The following is a 17,005-nucleotide window of genomic DNA, read 5'->3' as shown; positions in this document are numbered from 1 at the left end:
TAACTTTATCACTAGACTCTCAAGAATTTTCGTACACTCATCACGCTTCCCCAGATTCCGATGATGACTCCGATACCGAGAATCAGCAGGGAAAGCTGCCATGCAAATGGGTCGAATGGAAGCAACTGGATAAATTCGAATTGAATTTTATCCCTCAAATTGTAGTATAAGTAATAATAACCTGATACTACTGCCGCAATAGGAATAATCGACCCTAAAATTCCCAGCAGCATACCTTCTATGAAAAATGGCCAGCGGATGAATCCGTTTGTTGCACCCACCAGTTTCATAATGCCAATTTCCTTTTTCCGGGCAATGATTGTAATTTTAATGGTATTGGAAATCAAAAATACGGCGGTCAAGACTAGCGCAACAATTAATGCTAAACCGATGGTACGTGCATAGTCGTTGAATTGCAGAAGCCTTTGTACGATTTCCCGGCCATAGTTGACCTCAGATACCCCTTCGATTCCTTTAAGGTCATCGGCAATTGCCATCGTATTGGTTGCATCTGCCGGTTTAACTACAAATGCATCTTTTAAAGGGTTGCTTTGGTCAAACAACTCGAATGCTTTACCTTCATCGCCCATACTTTCAACCAGGCGCTCCAATTCTTGCTCTTTAGATGAAAACTCTACGGTACCGACATCTGAAATTGACTTTATTTTTTCTTCCACTCTATCAATTTCGCTTTCATCTTCAACTGTCCGATCGAGCAGAACTTTAATTTCTACATCCTTCTCGACTTCCTGTGTAATCTGATTCAGATTCAGCATGATGGCCAGAAACACTCCGACCAATAACAGGGTGGTAGTCACAGCTCCCACAGATGAAACGGTCATCCAGCCGTTTCGCCATACACTCTTACTGCCTTCACGAAAATGCCTGCTGATTGTCCTAAGCTTCATAACCGTATTCACCTCGGTGCTCATCACGCGCAACCAAACCATCTTCAATGGCGATGACCCGTTTTCTCATTTTATCGACAATGTCTTTACTGTGAGTGGCCATCACGACAGTTGTGCCTGCAGCGTTGATTTCTTCTAAGATGCTCATTATTTCCCATGATGTATCAGGGTCAAGATTTCCTGTCGGTTCATCTGCTATCAGCAGTTTCGGATGATTGACGATAGCTCTGGCTATCGAAACCCGCTGCTGTTCGCCCCCAGACAGCTCGTCCGGAATAAAGCGGGCTTTATTTTTCAGACGGACTTGATCTAAAACTTCCATCACTCGTTTCTTGATGTTTTTAGGAGACTCTTCAATCACTTCCAACGCGAATGCGATGTTTTCATAGACTGATAGTCTTGGAAGCAGACGGAAATCCTGATAAACTACACCGATTTGGCGGCGGAGTTTTGGGATTTTGCGCTCCTTTAGGCTGGAAAGGTTAATACCATTTACCAATACGGTGCCTTTTGTGGGTTTTTCTTCCCGGAACATCAAGCGGGTAAATGTAGACTTACCTGCTCCGCTCGGCCCCACTACATACACAAATTCGCCTTGTTCAATATGTACATCTATACCATTTAAGGCCGTAACCCCATTGGGATAGGTCTTATATACAGATTGCATCTCTATCATAAATAAATCACCTTTAATTTCCTTGTTGTAATTCTCCTGGTGCTCTTCCAAGAATTTACCAAAACTGAACTCTGCTGGAATACCATAAATATTATAACATCACGATTCGCCTTTTTATGACACAAAATTATTACATTTTCATTTCAAAAGCTTATATCATTTAATTAAATTGCAATAATCATCATAACTCGACATAAATCCTTACGCAAAATCCCTTATAAATACAGATTTATTGACATACCTTGAAACCACTTCATAATAATCCTTTAACAAGGTTAGATTTCTTAGTACACAAAAAAACTTGAGCAAGCAATGCCCAAGTTTTTTTGTTAAGTATTACGTTCTTTACAATTACTCTTGTGTAGCCAACCAGCCGGCAATCATTTCTGCATCTTCACCAGTAGCTTGCTCGGCAGGCATAGAGCCTTTACCATTCTTGATGATGTCAAGAATTTCATCCTCAGAGTATTTGGATCCAATACTGTCTAGAGCTGGACCGGCACCTCCTGAGAGATCGCCACCATGACAGCTGGCACAACTTTCTTGATAAGCTTGTTCAGCTGCTGCAACATCGACTTCGCCACCGCCGCTTTCTTCTGTGCCGGCATCTCCGCCGCCATTTTCTTCAGCACCTTCATCTCCGCCGCCACCGCAGGCACCGAGCACAAGCGCTGAACCGAACAGTACAGCCATTAACGCTTTTTTCATTTCGTTACTCCCCCAATCGAAGTAGTTTATGATAGCGAATACACCATCAAGGATATTATAACCAATTCAGGAAGTTTTAAAACCCTTGCCCAATACCTCAGTGGCATTCATTGCCACTACAAAAGCCTCGGAATCAATCATTTTAACCGTTTGTGTCAATTTAATGAATTCGTTCTGCTGGACAACACACATGACCACTTTACGACTTTGTTCCGTATATCCACCTGATCCATCCAGTACGGTAACACCACGGTCTATTTCATTTAAAATAGCCTGACGGATTTCTTCGACCTGGTCGGAAATGATCATGACATTTTTCGATGTATTCAATCCAACCTGGACAAAATCAATAGTACGACTTGTCGCAAATAAACCGATAAGTGCATATAATCCTGCTTCCAAAGAGAAAACAACTGCTGAAGTTATAACGATCATTCCATCTAATAACGCCAAACTTACTCCCAAAGGAAGGTGCGTATATTTATGGAGGATCTGTGCAGCCAAGTCGATGCCACCAGTCGAGGCACGACCCCTGAATACAATACCAAGACCGAGACCGACACCCATTCCTCCAAATATTGCACCTAATAAAGGGTTTGGTGTTGCTGGTGATAATCCACTAGTCATATAAACAAACAACGGAAGAATCAAAGTCCCAATGAATGATTTTATTCCAAAGTTCTTCCCTAGTATAATAACTCCGGTAATGAATAACGGGACATTAAGCAGACCCTGGACAAGTCCTGGCTCCCATCCAAAAACTCCTTTAGTAATGGTACTAATTCCGGCAACTCCACCGGATGCAATGTTATTGGGCAGTAAGAAGACGTTAAAAGCCAGCGCTACGAAAAATGAACCTATGATTACGAAACTGTATTCTAAAACATGCCGGAGCATTTCAGGCATCGGCTCCCTCCGATACCGTTTGGCCATCATCATCATTTTTTCCACCTCTAGTATGTCGAATTCTGCGAAGTAACGATCCTTCGTTTCTCTATTATCTTTAGCTCACGAGATAGGAGTATAACACTGGATTCTGAAGGTGTAAACGACAACAAAATAACGCATTAACACGGTGAAGTAATATTATAAGTTGCTTATTCAACTATAGGGCGAAAAGTCGAAGACTTGATTTCGAGATATCCAGGGTTCTTTACCATAAAAGTGTCTGGGGCGGCTGGGAAACTACTCGCTTTCCTGTGGGGGAACTGGCGAGCTTCCTCGGGCTGTCGCCCTGTGGGATCTCGCCTAGATCTTTCTCCCACGGGAGTCTCGCAGTTTCCCAACCACCCCATCCGAAGAATGAGAGCAACGAACCCCTGCCATATTTGAAGGTGTCTTCTACTTTTAATGGATATTTGAACAAAGACGCGGTTTTCAGCTCATATTTCATGTGTAGCTCGTCGCTCACTCTTTGTTTAAAGAAATACCGATGTTTCCGTTACTCCCATAAACGCAAGGAGGGCCGGGAAATTGCGAGACTCCAATGGGAGGATAGTACATGGTGAGATCCCGCAGGGCTGTAGCCCGAGGAAGCTCACCGTACGCCCATGGAAAGCGAGTAATTTCCCGGACCTCTAAACCGTTACTACCGTAACGGAAACAACATATCTCGAAACTGAGTCTTCAATTAAAGGGAGCTTTAATTGAAGACTTAATAAAACTAAAAAACACTAAAAGCGATTCTCCGGTGTTTTATTCAGGAACAGTAGTACGTGAACTGGTTGCGATACTCACAACAACGTAACCTCCCAAGGAAAGTAATACAGGCATCACAACGGTGTGCATATCGAAAAGGTTCGGCAAGTAGAGGTGGAATATTATATAGGAAAAAATACCGATCAGCATAGAAGCGAGTGCACCATATTTATTTCCTGTTTTCCAATAAAGTCCTAAAACTACCGGCCAGATAAAAGCTGCCTCCAATCCACCGAATGCAAATAAGTTCAGCCAAATAAGTAATTCTGGCGGATCAAGCGCCATCAAAAACACCAGTATTCCCAGGATAGCTGTTATCGAAAAACTGAGCTTTCTCACTTTTTTATATGTAGCTTTCGGCTCGATATAATTTAAATAGACATCTTTTACGACAGCTGAACTGACCACCAGTAAAAGCGAGTCAACCGTCGACATGATGGCTGCCATGGGAGCAGCAAGGACAACTCCGGCCAGCCAGGCTGGCAGTACTTCCAGAGCAATCAATGGCATTACTTTATCCCCTACCTCGATGCCAGGCAGGATGGGGCGGGCAAATACACCAATCAAATGCATATTCAACATGATGAAACCTACCACCACTGTACCGATAATCAAAGCTCTATGCATAGCCTTGGAATTTTTATAGGACATCGCCCTTACGGTGACATGGGGAAGTCCTACGACCCCTACTCCGACCAATATCCAGAAAGATGAAACATAGCTTGCTGATAGTGAACCTTCAGCCCCATAGGGTGTAATCAGGTTCGGGTTTTCTGCCTGAAGGTCAGCCATTATATTATCAATACCACCACCTGCAACGATGGTTGCAACCAAAAGTATTAGGGTTCCGAACAGCATGACGATTCCCTGGACAGTGTCTGTTAAAGCAACTGCACGAAAACCTCCAAGAATAACATAAACTAGCACGGACAGCGCGAATATGAAGAGGGCAGATATGTAACTGAGACCGGTCAGCGATTCAATCAGCCGGGCGCCTCCTACCCATTGAGCTGCCATGGCTGAAAATAAAAATATGATAATACTGAATGCGGAAACCAGCACCACCCACATACTCTGATAGCGCCCTTTCAGGAAATCAATCAGTGTAACGGCTTTATAGCGCCGGCTCATGATGGCGAATTTCTTTCCCAGCACCATTAATACAAAATATCCGGTGACTACTTGAGACATGGCAAGCAGCACCCATCCCAGCCCTTCCGTATACGCAACTCCAGGCCCACCGATAAAACTGCTGGCACTTCCATAAGTGGCAATCATGGTCATGGCCAGAATTAAACCACCTAATTGTCTTCCCCCAAGAAAATATTCCGATAAAAAGGAGGTATTGGTTGTTCTTATATGTTTGCTTGCCCAAAAACCAATAACGAAAATCAATAGAAGGAACAGCATCAGAGGGATTACTACAGACCAATTCATGAATCTTCTCCCCCTTCTTCCTCAAACGGGACCTCTACAAACCAGAACTTCACCACAAGTATGACGAGAACGGCCATGATGATAAATCCTAACACGCAGCTAAAGAAAAACCAGGATGGCAGGCCAAATATGTAATCGTAGGATGCTGGAGAAGCACCGCCTAAACCATAGGCAAAACCAAACCACCAAATAAAGTTGAATACAGCCAGACCGACTCCAATCCATGCTTCCCGGTGGGCAATCCGAAACCTTTCTTTATCTTCTGACATCACACAGCCCCTCCTTTCTTTTGAAATTACTTCTTTCATTGTAAGTGGAATCCTCGTATTTTTCACTATTTAACTGGGAAAAACCTGGTTCTAAGACAAAAATAAGACCCCGCTCTTCTTATGTGAGCAAGGTCCAGGCAGTCATTAATTCATTTGGGAACGCAGGTAGGCATTGATGAATGGATCAATATCGCCATCCATAACTCCCTGCGTATTCCCAATATCCAGGTTCGTACGATGGTCTTTTACCATAGAATATGGGTGAAAAACATAGGAACGAATCTGGCTTCCCCAGCCGATTTCTTTCTGCTCTCCACGGATCTCATCCAGTTCCTGCTGTTGTTTTTCGATTTCCAGCTGATATAGCTTCGCTTTCAGCATTTTCATCGCCTGTTCCCTATTTTTAATCTGGGAACGTTCTGACTGGCAGGTCACGACCGTGTTTGTCGGCGTATGGGTAATCCGGACAGCCGAGTCTGTCGTATTGACATGCTGGCCACCCGCGCCGCTGGAACGGTAGGTGTCGATCTTCAAATCTTCTGTACGCACATCAATTTCGACCTGGTCATCAAATTCTGGCATAACCTCACAGGAAACGAACGAAGTATGACGCCGTCCTGAAGAGTCGAATGGAGAAATCCTCACTAGACGATGCACTCCTTTTTCTGCTTTCAAATAGCCATAAGCGTTATGCCCTTTAATCATCAAGGTTACACTTTTGACACCTGCTTCATCTCCTGGCAGATAATCCATCGTTTCTACTTTGAAGCCTTTTCGTTCCGCCCAGCGGGTGTACATACGTAAGAGCATGCTTGCCCAGTCCTGGGATTCTGTCCCGCCTGCCCCAGGATGTAACTCCAGGATAGCATTATTTTTATCGTAAGGTTCACTTAACAGCATGTTGAGCTCAAATTGGTTCAAGTCTGTCTGCAATTGTTTGACTTCTTCTTCCAAGTCAGCAGCCAGCTCTTCATCATTTTCTTCTTTAACGAGTTCATAAGAAACCTCCATGTTCTCATGGGCTTCTTCGTGGTTCTCGAGGGTATGCACCATATCTTTTAAACCATTGACCTCATTAATGACTTTTTGAGCGTTATTCTGATCATCCCAAAAATCAGGGGCTGTCATTTCTTCTTCCAGTTCAGCAATTCGGGCCTTCTTTTGATCGACGTCAAAGAGACCCCCTAAAGTCCGCTAATCGCTTAGCCATATTGTCTAACTCATGACGAATTTCCGCCATATCCATAACAATCACCTCTACATTAATTTATTATCTTTTACAGGGGAAGACACTCCCCCTGAATGAGAGAGTGTCCTTCCAATCTACTTGCCGTGGCAGTTTTTATATTTTTTGCCGCTTCCGCATGGGCAAGGGTCGTTACGACCGACATCTTCTTTTTTTACATAAGGCTTACGTGTCTTCTTTTCTTCGCTCTGCTGGCTGCCGGAGACCGCCTTCGCTCCCTGAGCGACTTCCTGACGCTGCAGATTATTACGGACCTCCGCTTTCATGACGTAGCGGGAGACTTCTTCTTCAATGTTCTGAATCATTTGTTCAAACATGGAGAAGCCTTCCATCTGATACTCACGAAGTGGATCTGTCTGTCCGTAAGCTCTTAGGTGAATACCTTGACGCAGCTGGTCCATCTGATCGATATGATCCATCCATTTCTGGTCGACGGTACGAAGCAATATGACACGTTCAAATTCACGCATCTGGTCTTCTTCCATCTCTGTTTCTTTCTCGTCATACCGTTGCTTCACTTTTTCCATGAGGAGTTCGGTCATTTCTTCCGGCTCTTTTCCTTTTAATTCACCTTCTGTAATATCACCCTCATGAAGGAGGTTAGCTTGCATATACTTGACGATGGAATCTAACTCCCAATTCTCATCGAGTTCGTCCGTTGTATAAGCTTGGACAGTGCGTTCAATCGTTGATTGAATCATCTCTTCAATAATTCCACGGAGATTCTCGGAGTCCAGCACTTCGAAACGCTGCTTGTAAATAACTTCACGTTGCTGACGTAATACATCGTCATAGGAAAGCACCGTTTTACGGGCATCGAAGTTGTTGCCCTCGACTCGTTTTTGTGCCGATTCCACCGCGCGTGAAACCATTTTACTTTCGATTGGCTGGCTGTCGTCCATGCCTAAACGATCCATCATGTTGCGCATATTATCTGAACCAAAACGGCGCATCAGTTCATCTTCCATGGACAAATAGAATAGGGACATACCAGGATCTCCCTGACGACCGGAACGTCCACGGAGCTGGTTGTCAATCCGGCGGGATTCATGCCGTTCTGTACCGATGACGGCTAATCCGCCAAGATCACGAACACCATCTCCAAGCTTAATGTCGGTTCCACGTCCCGCCATGTTTGTTGCGATAGTGACAGCACCTTTTTGACCGGCATTCTCAATGATTTCTGCTTCCCGGAAATGATTTTTCGCATTCAGCACATTATGTGCCACTCCAGCCTTTTTCAAATAGCGTGAAATCAATTCAGACGTCTCGACAGCAACGGTACCAACAAGTACTGGCTGTCCCTTTTCATAACGCTGTTTGATTTCTTCAACAACTGCTTTAAACTTGCCTTCCATCGTCTTATAGACAAGGTCAGCCTTATCATCACGGATGATTGGTTTGTTCGTCGGAATAGCAATAACCCTCATATTATAAATATTCAGGAATTCTTCTTCTTCTGTTTTTGCGGTACCCGTCATACCAGCCAGCTTGTCATACATACGGAAGAAGTTCTGGAACGTAATCGAAGCTAGTGTCATGCTTTCATTCTGGATTTCCAGCCCCTCTTTCGCTTCAATAGCCTGGTGCAGACCATCGCTGTATCGCCGGCCTTTCATTAAACGGCCGGTAAACTGGTCGACGATGACCACCTCTCCGTCATCCACCACATAATCCGTATCACGGTGCATTGCCGCATGAGCTTTCAAGGCCTGGTTGATGTGATGGATAAGCGACACATTGGAAAGGTCAAACAAGTTTTCAATCGCAAAATAACGCTCCGCTTTATTGATTCCTTCCTCTGTCAATTGTACGCCTTTTGTTTTTTCCTCATACGTATAATCTTCTTCATTCTCAAGAAGCCGGACAAAAGCATTTGCTTTCACATATAAATCAGCAGACTTTTGCGCGGTACCAGAAATAATCAACGGGGTACGCGCTTCATCAATCAAAATCGAGTCCACTTCGTCAATGATGGCAAATGGCAACGTACGCTGCACCATTTGTTCCTTGTACAGCACCATATTGTCCCTTAAGTAGTCAAAGCCAAACTCATTGTTCGTCCCATACGTAATATCTGCATCATATGCTTCCCGTTTTTCTTCTTTAATCATGCCGTTTAAGTTCAAACCGACAGTTAATCCAAGAAAATCGTAAAGCTTGCCCATTTCACCAGCATCACGGCTGGCCAGGTAATCATTTACGGTAATAATATGCACACCATTGCCGCTAATGGCATTCAAATAGGCAGGCATCGTCGAAGCAAGGGTTTTACCTTCCCCTGTTTTCATTTCGGCGATATTACCTTCATGTAATGCAATTGCTCCTAACAGCTGTACGTTGAATGGGCGCATGCCTAGTACACGCTTTGCCCCTTCGCGGACTACCGCAAAAGCTTCAGGAAGCAAGTCATTTAGACTTTCACCATTTTGATAGCGTTGTTTAAATTCTTCTGTTTTATTACGCAGCCCATCGTCTGATAATTTTTCCATCTCAGGCTCCAACGCTTCAATTTCATCGGCTTTCTTTTGCAGCCGGTTGATCTGGCGCTGGTTGCCGTCACCAAAAATATTCTTTAGGGTTCCAAGCATTGCAACCGCTCCTCTATTAAATTGGTAATAATCCGGTTGTATAGTTTAATCCACACTTAATAATAACACTTCCTTTAGTTGCCTGACAACAAAGGGCACACAGCATGTCCTAACGACCAAAGAGCAGCCCGGGGATGGGCTGCTCTTTGGTCTGGAGACGTATGAGGTTTTGCGGGGTATCATTCAGCAAGGGATGTTGACCGCTTTGCAGAACTTGTCAGTGATAAAGTATGCTCACGTACAAGCAGCCGGTGTTCATAGCCCAATTGCCTGCGATCCAAATCATAGATTCGCTTGTTTGCAGCTGCAATGATTTCTACAAGCTGAGCGATCGTTTTTTCTTGCTGCTTTAGCTTATGAAACAATTCCTGGTATTCCTTCGTCATATAAGTATCCAATAGGTACGCCTCCTAGGAAAGGATAATAATATTTGCCGGCTATTTTGTTATACCACGACGGTTGTATTATTACCAATGACGCTTTTTAGCAAAACCAGCCACAGTTTTTGTCGAAAAAGGACATTTGTCAGGCTATTATTCGACTTTCAGGCTATTTTGCATGGTAGTTTTGCAAAAAGGCAAGTTTTTCTTATCTTTATAACTATAAGGAAAATAGTGTTTACTCTTAATTGAAAAGGCGACCCTTGACAGGATCGCCTTGATTACATTCATAATCAGCTTGGTTCAATTAAACCATACTTACCGTCGCGACGACGGTACACCACGTTCGTTTCGTTAGTTTCCGCATTTGTATAGACATAGAAGTTATGACCCAGCATATCCATTTGCAATACCGCTTCTTCGGAATCCATCGGCTTCAAATCAAAGCGTTTTTGACGGACGATTTCGATGTCATCATCGTCACTTGCACCATTTTGCCGCTCGGCTTCCTTCTCCAATTCTGCAAACACATATTTCGGAGCACCTTCCTGACGGAACTTGCGGTTCACTTTTGTTTTATGCTTTCGGATTTGTCGTTCCAGTTTATCAACCACAAGGTCGATGGCAGCGTACAGATCGGTGTGTCTTTCCTCTGCACGTAGAAGCAGATTCTTCATTGGAATCGTTACCTCGATTTCCTGCTCATCATTATAGACACTTAAATTAACATGGACCTCGGAAGTTACCGGTTCATCAAAGTAGCGCTCTAGCTTTCCTACTTTCTTCTCCACGTAATCATTAATAGCCTCGGTCACTTCTAGGTTTTCACCACGAATGTTATAGTTCATATAGAAGTGTCCTCCTTTCATCCTTATGTGATTATTATTCTATCATACCCTAGCATATTCCTGCACAAACTTTCGAAATTTTCCGAATTAATTGTGTCGGAATTTGTTGGGAATTGCAGAAATATGATTGAGGGTCTATTTATATCATAACCGATTTCACCTATGATTAAGGTAGATAAATTGTGAACATCTTCGCATAAAAAGGTCATTTTAAAGGGCACTTTCATTGACTTTTGCAAAATAAATATTCCAATTAACAAACCTGCTCCCATTAGGAAGCAGGTTTTAATTCTGTTTATTTTTTCTGATCTAAAAAGATACCATCGTGACTACTGACATTGTCATAAGGGTTAGAATATTTCCGAGCAGAGGTCTGATGTTTCTTGTGCATTCGGATTTCTTGTTTCAGTTGTTTGAAACTCTTTTCTAAATGTTCTTGAATTCGAATTTCCCTCGCCAAAATTTCCTCCATCATCACTTTTTCTTCTTTTTCTACAGGCTTGTCCAATAGGTGGATGATATCTCCTCTTTGATCGATCAACTGATTTATTTCTTCTATTTGCTGATGACGCCCGTTCGATGATATTTCTGCTTGAAGGAGCTCATCCAGTTGCACTGTCAGCTTATGAAACTCAGGCAGCGGCTCCACTAGACATTACTGCCTTCACCGAATTGTTGTTGGCGAGTCTGGCGGATGACCTCTTTCCAAGTGTCGCGTAGTTCGGTAACCAGGTCTTGTGCCTCTGACAGGATAATTAGGTCATTATTTAAGTTCGCATCAAGCAGACGTCGGTTGATGAATTCATATAGTGGCATGATTTCTTTAGAGATGGAAGCGCCCTGATCAAGTGTAATCATGAGCTCCTGGATGATTTTTTGTGCTTTTTGAATATGGATATTCTTTTGTTCGTAGTTTTTCATTTCCATAGCTTTTCCAGCTAATTTGATGAATTTCAAACACCCATTGTACAGCATTAATGTCAGCTCCCCAGGGGAAGCTGTTTCAACAGAATTCGTCTGATAAGCTTGTATGGACATACCAACACTCCTTTATTAAAATCCGCCACCAAACTGCTGCATCAGGTAAGTGGACTGTGAATTCATTTTTTGTATCGCTTTTTCCATTTCGGTAAATTGCTTCCAATATCGATCTTCCACCTGGACCAGACGATCTTGAAAAGCCAGCATTCGACTATTAATATCTTTTAATTGATTTCCCAGTGCAAAATTATTATCCAGACTGGTGGATTTACCCGCTTTCCTTTCAATTGACTTCACCGTGCGATCCAGGGTTTCTTCCAGGCGTCGGACAATCCCTTTTTCCGCACCTTTCCCATTATTCCCAAAAAGTTGGTGAACAGAATCAGGGTCATCTCTTAACGCATTCCGTAATTTATCTTCATCAATCAACAATTTTCCGCCATCCCGGTAATTAGGTGAGGTGGTAATACCGATTTGTGCCAATTGATTATACGCTCCCGCTCCTTCCACTGTGCTATACCAGTTATTCCGCATTTCAGATAGAGCGCCTCGAATAGCGGCATCACCTGAGAGCATCCCTTTTTTTGCCTGTTCTTCCCAGAGCTCAATTTCTCTCTCTTCCATGCCCTCTCGCTGTTTCTCCGTTAATGGCTTGTAATCCCGGTTTTTTCGTTCACTGACTTTTTCATTGAGATTCCCAATAATGCCATTGTATTTATCGACAAAATTTGTGATCTTTTCCATTGAGCCATCGATATCACTGGTCACGTTGATTTTTGCCTGCCCAGCCGTAACATTATTAAAGTTAAAAGTTACTCCGTTCATCGTATAGGTGTTTTCAAATGATTCTAACTCAAGAGCACCATTATAGGTAAACTGGGCATTTTCTCCACCTTGTTCAGCTTTTGTCCAGCTGCCATCGGATTGTTGCACCCCATTTTTGATTTGTAAAACATCAACAAAGAAACCCGAGTTCGTGGTGGAATCAAACCCAATCTCAGCTCCCAGGAAGGCATCCGATTTGTTAAAGTCCCCCGTGTCTGTCCGTTCCAGCACCACTTTATCCGCCTGGCGATCATAAAATGCACGGACACCATTTTCAGCAGTCGTAATACCCTTTAAAACATCGTTCAATGACTGATCTTCACTTACTTGAAACTTATGGTGCTGTTCATTTCCGTCTTCATCGTATGTAAAAAACTCATATTCTGTACCAAACTGGATCCCGGCCCCATTCTTTAAATGAGCAGCAGCATCACCCAGACGCTGATTAGGGTCGAAGGGCTCTCCATCGGCAGTAATACCCTTTTGACTGACATTGATGGCAGAAGAAGCCAGTTGCTTAACCTCGACATTGTAACTTCCAGCAGAAGCGCTGGCGTTTGCGGTGGCTGTTACCGCATCTTCCTGGGATGAACTTGTACTTTTTGAGTTAAACGTACGTTGCAGCTTCATATCCAGTGTCAGATTGTCCAGTTCTAATAGCTGTTTGTTTACATCTCTATACGCATCACGCTGCCAAGTGAGCCAGGTTTTATCCTGTTCCATTTTATCCAGTGGCATCCGTTCCGCTTTCATAAGATCTTTAACAATACCATCTATATCCATTCCTGAAGCTAACCCACCTACACGCATTTTAATAACACCACCTTATATTTTACGATCTACGTTGAAGCCCAGTATTTACTTTTTATATCGGCTGTAACCTGCAGGAATTAAAGCAAAAAAACAACCTCACCATCGTGCTCATTATTGAAAGTCACGATGGTGAGGTTGTTCGTTTGTAAAGCTGAGAAACTGCTATTCCCGCCAAAATCATCGCCGAACCTGAAATCACATTGATCCCCAGCTTTTCATTTAACAGTACCGCTCCAAATATCATTCCAAAGACGGGTACTAACAGTGTCGAAAGTGTTGCAGTCACCATATCAATGCTATTCAATATGACAAACCAGAGTGTGAAACATAACGCAGAAGCTAATACTCCAGTAAATAAGACATAGTATACGCTCTCCGTTGTCAGATGAACCGCATCGCCCCATTCCGTGATTAAGGCAGCAATGATAAGTCCAAGAGAACCGAATAACATCTGATAAGCAGAAACCTGCAAATTGGTAACATTTTTTAGCTTCTTGCGATAATAGACATTCGATATTCCCCACGAAACAGCCGCAAGGATAATCAATAGCTCCCCTGCCAGCACGGTCAAATCCTGCTGAACAATCACGTCCCATCCAAGGATGGTTAAAAGACCTGTCATCCCAAGGACAAGGCCGAGACCTTTTACCTTCGGAATTTTTTCACTAAGGAAGATTGAGGCGAGCAGGCTGCTCCAAATAGGCATCGAGTAGAGCAGAACGGAAGACTTCCCTGCATCGACAAACTTCAACCCGTACATTACAAATAAAAAAACAACGGTGGTCTGTAAAAGACCGATGACAGCCAAGTGCTTCCATTGCTCTTTTGGTGGAGGTCCAACCTTCAAAATGAATAAAATCACAAACATTGTAACAGCGCCAGTACTGAATCGCAGGGCTGAAAAGGTAAAAGGCCCCATGAAAACAAGTGATGCTTTCATGAGCACCCATGCATACCCCCATATAAGTGTAACCAATAGAATCAATATGGCTAATAAGAACTTTTTATTATGTATGGAAGAACTAAACTCATCTATTTTTCGCAGCAATACCCGCCCCTCCCACTCTACAAATCTGTTTTCTCATTTTCCTTTAGGAGGTTTATCCAATCTGCCGGTGCATGCATTGCAGCCTCATTTTCTTCTGTAATTTTTTCATAGACTTCCTGACGGTGGATATCGATATCCCTCGGAGCAGCTATTCCAATCTTAACCTGATCTCCTTCAATAGCAATCACCTTCACTTCGATATCATCACCGATTTTCAATGATTCATTTATTTTCCGATTCAGCACTAACACGCTGTTTTTCCTCCTTCCTGAAAGAAGCGAGTAAATGTCTGGTATGATAGGAGGTATCATTCAGGATCACTTGTTTCCCTTTGTTTCGATTATAATTAACCACTACTGGGGCCTGAAGATTCACCGTTGTTTCGGAAAATGGGGTCCTTAAAGTAACTACTGATAAAATGATAACATCTTTAGGTGATTCTATCTCCAGTAATTCCAGTGTCTTTCCATCTAAATCAAAAGAATAATCTTTCAAAAATAAATAAGGATTGGTGACAATCAAAGCCACCTGGGGTTGGTCGATGGATTGCAGCACCTGGTAGATTCCTTTTTCCTCCATATTCAATAACACAAACCTTTTAACATCTTCGAATCCAGGCAAACCACCCGGAAATTCCAGTATATCCTGTGGCTTGATTTCTATATCACCAAAAAATTTAGTTGCAATTATCATAGTAACCATCCTTATATTTCAGTTTCAAAGCGATAGCCTTTATATTTCAAATTCACAAAATCAATATCCAATGCTGCATATTTTTCCATAAATACATCTACATTCCCTGGTTGATAATCATATCGGACTTTTTGTGGTACAGCTTCTATGACAGGTTCCTTCTTTGCAAAAGAAATCTCTGGCTCGTTTGCCTGATAATCAATGGAAACTAATCCATAGACCGGCATGCCGTCCAATGGATAATCGAACTGCCATATCGCATTTCTTGCAGCTTGATCAGCCAAAGGCTCGCCGCCATTTTCGATACGCATCAGTTCATCCCCTTCTTCTGCCATTCTCGCCGTCCCTTCTAATACCGTCCGTTTGGCATGATCTGCCGTTTCCTCCGTCCGTACCCTGGAACTCTTCAAGCCAAGGTTGTGCCAGGCGTTTGTCTGGTCAATCGTCAGTTTGCCGGCTGGCTGCTTTATTGACATGTCTGCCTTAGGCTGCTGAATATGGAGTTCAGCTTTCGGCTGTTCAATGGATTGATGTCCCTTCTCCACCCTTATACCAAGAGAAGCACGGTCACTGGACAATCTTATTTGTGGAAGCTCCATCCCCTCACCTCTTTTGCTAGATTGCAATATATCAACGCTGATATTACAGTTAAGCTCCCTTTTACTGAAGATTCAGCTTCAAGATAAGTTGTTTCCGTTACGGTAGTAACGGTTTGGAGGGCCGGGAAATTACTCGCTTTCCATGGGGGTACGGTGAGCTTCCTCGGGCTAAAGCCCTGCGGGATCTCACCATCTACTATCCTCCCATTGGACTTTGAATAAGCTTCTTGAATAGACACCGCACGAAGGAAATGCGTAGCATTTTCGAGGAGTCTCGCAATTTCCCGGACCTCCTTGCGTTTATGGGAGTAACGGAAACATCGGCATATCTTTAAACAAAGAGTGAGCGACGAGCTACACATGAAATGTGAGCTGAAAACCGCGTCTTTGTTCAATTAACCATTAAAAGTAGAAGAGATCTTCAAATATGGTAGGGGTTCGTTGCTCTCATTCTTCGGATGGGGTGGTTGGGAAACTGCGAGACTCCCTCCGGAAATGTTGATACACCAAGGGTTATGGATCGTTTTAACACCTTAAAAAAATTTTTATACTCCATTTGTTAAACAAGTTATTCCTTTTCTTCAATATTAAGGAAAACAAAGGGACGCGTTGCGTTTCCTAACTGTATTAGGCGATCTTTTTTGTATGAATCGATGCACCCTGGATCCCTGCTTTCTTATGAGGACTTACCCTCCCATGTCTCTTGGCGTCGTGCGCCTACATTCCTTCGTTTGGTCTCATCATAAGGCAGAGGCCGGCTTTATTCTCCCGCATAGACTCGCAGTCTGTTGTCTCGCTTGGCGCCAGCTTCTCCGTGTCATCTTATGGGTCAGAAATATAGGTTACGCTGCCTGTTGAAGACAGTGGAAATCCTGTTTCATTCGGTCCTCATCGAAGTGAACCTGGCGGTTCGATAAACCAAAAAAGATCTTTAACAGTTTTCCGCAAAGCACGACCATTGCTTCCTTCTTTTTCAAAGGATTAACGGGACGAGTAATGTAGTACTGGTACAATTCTTTAAACGCACGATTATTTTGAATCAAAGGCAATATGGCGCGAAACAGAAGGTTTCTGAGCCGTTTTCGTCCCCGTTTGGAAATTTTCTTTTGACCTTTATGGTAACCGGAAGAGTTCTCGCGCAGTGTTAATCCCGCTAGCTTAATGAGTTGGCGTGAATGTGTGTACTGCTTAAGTGAACCCGTTTCCGCAATCAAATCAATGATCGTATGCTTTCCAATGCCGGGAATCGATATCAGGTATTCGTATTCATCCAGCTGGGTGACTA

At 43.2% G+C, this 17,005-nt stretch carries 18 protein-coding genes; all 18 read right to left on the bottom strand.

Annotation, left to right across the window (positions count from 1 at the left end):
• Positions 1-11: 11 nt before the first annotated feature.
• The gene (ftsX, locus tag ACGTNI_RS16415) at positions 12-908 is read right to left on the bottom strand and encodes a permease-like cell division protein FtsX (protein WP_085505945.1); all 897 of its coding nucleotides are present in this window, start codon (positions 906-908) and stop codon (positions 12-14) included.
• The gene (ftsE, locus tag ACGTNI_RS16410) at positions 898-1,584 is read right to left on the bottom strand and encodes a cell division ATP-binding protein FtsE (RefSeq protein ID WP_085505946.1); all 687 of its coding nucleotides are present in this window, start codon (positions 1,582-1,584) and stop codon (positions 898-900) included. The genes ftsX and ftsE overlap by 11 nt, the downstream gene beginning before the upstream one ends.
• Before the next feature lie 351 nt (positions 1,585-1,935).
• A complete protein-coding gene (gene cccB, locus ACGTNI_RS16405; protein ID WP_394463780.1) occupies positions 1,936-2,292 on the bottom strand; it encodes a cytochrome c551 in 357 nt (118 codons plus the stop codon).
• Positions 2,293-2,358: 66 nt separating this feature from the next.
• A complete protein-coding gene (locus tag ACGTNI_RS16400) occupies positions 2,359-3,228 on the bottom strand; it encodes a YitT family protein (RefSeq protein ID WP_394463796.1) in 870 nt (289 codons plus the stop codon).
• Positions 3,229-3,987: 759 nt separating this feature from the next.
• On the bottom strand, positions 3,988-5,427 hold the full coding sequence (gene panF, locus ACGTNI_RS16395) for a sodium/pantothenate symporter (protein WP_394463779.1): 1,440 nt from the start codon (positions 5,425-5,427) through the stop codon (positions 3,988-3,990).
• Entirely contained in the window at positions 5,424-5,696 is a 273-nt protein-coding gene (locus ACGTNI_RS16390; RefSeq protein WP_085505951.1) for a YhdT family protein, read from the bottom strand. The genes panF and ACGTNI_RS16390 overlap by 4 nt, the downstream gene beginning before the upstream one ends.
• A gap of 144 nt (positions 5,697-5,840) precedes the next feature.
• Positions 5,841-6,942, bottom strand: a protein-coding gene (gene prfB / locus ACGTNI_RS16385; RefSeq protein WP_139823746.1) for a peptide chain release factor 2 whose coding sequence is annotated in 2 segments (ribosomal slippage) — positions 5,841-6,869 and positions 6,871-6,942 — 1,101 coding nt in all. Because the reading frame shifts where the segments join, the coding sequence is not laid out codon by codon here.
• Between the two features lie 77 nt (positions 6,943-7,019).
• Entirely contained in the window at positions 7,020-9,533 is a 2,514-nt protein-coding gene (secA, locus tag ACGTNI_RS16380) for a preprotein translocase subunit SecA (RefSeq protein ID WP_085505953.1), read from the bottom strand.
• A gap of 179 nt (positions 9,534-9,712) precedes the next feature.
• The gene (locus ACGTNI_RS16375) at positions 9,713-9,931 is read right to left on the bottom strand and encodes a hypothetical protein (protein ID WP_085505954.1); all 219 of its coding nucleotides are present in this window, start codon (positions 9,929-9,931) and stop codon (positions 9,713-9,715) included.
• Between the two features lie 275 nt (positions 9,932-10,206).
• Positions 10,207-10,761 carry a ribosome hibernation-promoting factor, HPF/YfiA family gene (hpf, locus tag ACGTNI_RS16370; RefSeq protein ID WP_062441391.1) on the bottom strand — a complete coding sequence of 185 codons (555 nt, stop codon included), beginning with the start codon at positions 10,759-10,761 and terminating at the stop codon, positions 10,207-10,209.
• A gap of 295 nt (positions 10,762-11,056) precedes the next feature.
• Complete coding sequence (gene fliT / locus ACGTNI_RS16365) at positions 11,057-11,410, bottom strand: flagellar protein FliT (RefSeq protein ID WP_394463778.1); 354 nt, start codon at positions 11,408-11,410, stop codon at positions 11,057-11,059.
• Positions 11,410-11,799 (bottom strand): flagellar export chaperone FliS, encoded by a 390-nt coding sequence (fliS, locus tag ACGTNI_RS16360; protein WP_394463777.1) that lies wholly within the window; start codon positions 11,797-11,799, stop codon positions 11,410-11,412. Before fliS ends, fliT begins: the two co-directional genes overlap by 1 nt.
• 15 nt (positions 11,800-11,814) lie before the next feature.
• Complete coding sequence (locus tag ACGTNI_RS16355; RefSeq protein ID WP_394463776.1) at positions 11,815-13,377, bottom strand: flagellar hook-associated protein 2; 1,563 nt, start codon at positions 13,375-13,377, stop codon at positions 11,815-11,817.
• Positions 13,378-13,501: 124 nt separating this feature from the next.
• Positions 13,502-14,428, bottom strand: coding sequence for a DMT family transporter (locus ACGTNI_RS16350; protein ID WP_254901730.1), 927 nt, complete (start codon positions 14,426-14,428; stop codon positions 13,502-13,504).
• Between the two features lie 17 nt (positions 14,429-14,445).
• A complete protein-coding gene (gene csrA / locus ACGTNI_RS16345) occupies positions 14,446-14,679 on the bottom strand; it encodes a carbon storage regulator CsrA (RefSeq protein WP_085505958.1) in 234 nt (77 codons plus the stop codon).
• On the bottom strand, positions 14,651-15,121 hold the full coding sequence (fliW, locus tag ACGTNI_RS16340) for a flagellar assembly protein FliW (protein WP_085505959.1): 471 nt from the start codon (positions 15,119-15,121) through the stop codon (positions 14,651-14,653). The genes csrA and fliW overlap by 29 nt, the downstream gene beginning before the upstream one ends.
• Before the next feature lie 11 nt (positions 15,122-15,132).
• A complete protein-coding gene (locus ACGTNI_RS16335) occupies positions 15,133-15,720 on the bottom strand; it encodes a DUF6470 family protein (protein ID WP_085505960.1) in 588 nt (195 codons plus the stop codon).
• Positions 15,721-16,562: 842 nt separating this feature from the next.
• On the bottom strand, positions 16,563-17,005 hold a 443-nt coding region (locus tag ACGTNI_RS16330), incomplete at its 5' end, for a transposase (RefSeq protein WP_394463775.1).

This window comes from Thalassobacillus sp. B23F22_16, assembly GCF_043496955.1.
GTDB classification, from domain to species: domain Bacteria; phylum Bacillota; class Bacilli; order Bacillales; family Halobacillaceae; genus Thalassobacillus; species Thalassobacillus devorans_A.
This window is presented reverse-complemented; position numbering and strand designations above follow the sequence as displayed.